The sequence below is a fragment of the Mesorhizobium sp. M4B.F.Ca.ET.143.01.1.1 genome (assembly GCF_004792275.1).
GTDB classification, from domain to species: Bacteria; Pseudomonadota; Alphaproteobacteria; order Rhizobiales; family Rhizobiaceae; genus Mesorhizobium; species Mesorhizobium abyssinicae.
In genome coordinates this window covers 1-1,543 of sequence record NZ_SRSR01000050.1, presented here as the reverse complement: position 1 = coordinate 1,543, position 1,543 = coordinate 1, and the positions used below count along the sequence as shown (strand labels likewise).

1 protein-coding gene is annotated in these 1,543 nt (G+C 64.8%); it reads left to right on the top strand.

Translation table 11 applies throughout. The features are described from left to right. The first annotated feature begins 100 nt into the window (after positions 1-100). A complete protein-coding gene (locus EN786_RS35875) occupies positions 101-1,537 on the top strand; it encodes an IS701 family transposase (protein ID WP_246688839.1) in 1,437 nt (478 codons plus the stop codon). The last annotated feature ends 6 nt before the right edge of the window (positions 1,538-1,543 follow it).

Sequence of the window (1,543 nt, the reverse complement as noted above, 5' to 3'; positions counted from 1 at the left end):
GGCCTAGTCTTACTGAGTCAGAAAGTCGCGGATGCGGGGGGATTCGCGCTGGTTGCGGATTTGTTAGCGTGCTGATTCGTGATCAGGGAAGCGCCCCGCCATGCCCGACTGGACAGCCGAGAGTGAAGCAGCATTCGACGCCTATATCGATGCTTTGATCGGGGTGATCGGCCACGCCGACCGAGCTGAGCCGCTGAAGGATTATTGCCTGGGACTCCTGATGCCGATGGAGCGCAAGAGCGTGGAACCGTTGGCGGCCGTCACGGCACCGTCGCGGGTAGCGGCCAAGCATCAGTCTCTGCTGCATTTCGTGGGACAGGCGCCGTGGTCGGACGCGGCCTTGCTGGCGCGGGTTCGCGACTGGGTTCTTCCACGGATCGAGCAGCGTGGACCGATCCGGGCGTGGATCGTCGACGACACGGGCTTTCCCAAGAAGGGCAAGCACTCGGTGGGCGTGGCGCGCCAGTATTGCGGCCAGTTGGGCAAGCAGGACAACTGTCAGATTGCGGTTAGCCTGTCGATCGCAAATGACGCAGCCTCGCTTCCGATCGCCTACGAACTGTATCTCCCGCACAGCTGGGCGGAGGATCCGGAACAACGTAAGAAGGCCAAGATTCCGGCGGAGATCACGTTCCGGACCAAGCCGCAGATCGCGCTCGAGCAGATCAGGACGGCCAAGGCCGAGGGCGTCGCGCCCGGCGTGGTTTTGGCCGACGCCGGATATGGCGCCGACGGCGGTTTCCGCGCGGGCCTGTCCGAGCTCGGTCTGACCTATGTTGTCGGCGTTCAGCCCACCCTCAGCGTCTGGCGCCCAGGCGAGAGCCCGCTGCCGCCCAAGCCTTGGAGCGGAAGAGGCCGGCCGCCGTCTCGAGTCGGCCGAACCGACAATCACAAGCCGATCTCGGCCAAGGCCCTGGCCGAGGAGTTTGACGCCGAGACCTGGCGCACGATCGCCTGGCGCGAAGGAACCAACACCGAGCTCAATTCCCGCTTCGCCGCCGTGCGCTTGCGGCCGGCATCCAGGGACTACAATCGGCCCGAGGCTCACGCCCAAGAGTGGCTCCTGATCGAGTGGCCTGAAGGCGAGGTCGAGCCGAGCAAGTATTGGCTCTCCACCTTGCCGGCCGACACTACGGTCACCCAGTTGGTCGGCGCCGCCAAGCTGCGTTGGCGGATCGAGCGAGACTATCAGGAACTCAAGCAGGAACTGGGACTGGGCCACTACGAAGGCCGAGGGTGGCGGGGCTTCCACCACCACGCCAGCCTCTGTATCGCCGCCTATGGCTTCCTGGTCTCTCTGCGGGAGACGATTCCCCCCTCAACTCCAACTCGCGCCCAGGGCCGCCAAACACCTGGTCTTCCCGGCGGTAATCGACCCCGCGGATCCTCCAATCCGGCCAGAGCGGCACGTCCCGACCTCGATCCCGACCATCAGGCGACGCCTGACCGTGGCCCTGGCCAACCGTCTGCAACGATGTCCGTGCTGCACAAGGGCCATGGACAGTCCGCGTCAGGCTCGCAATTTATGACGCAGTAGTACTAG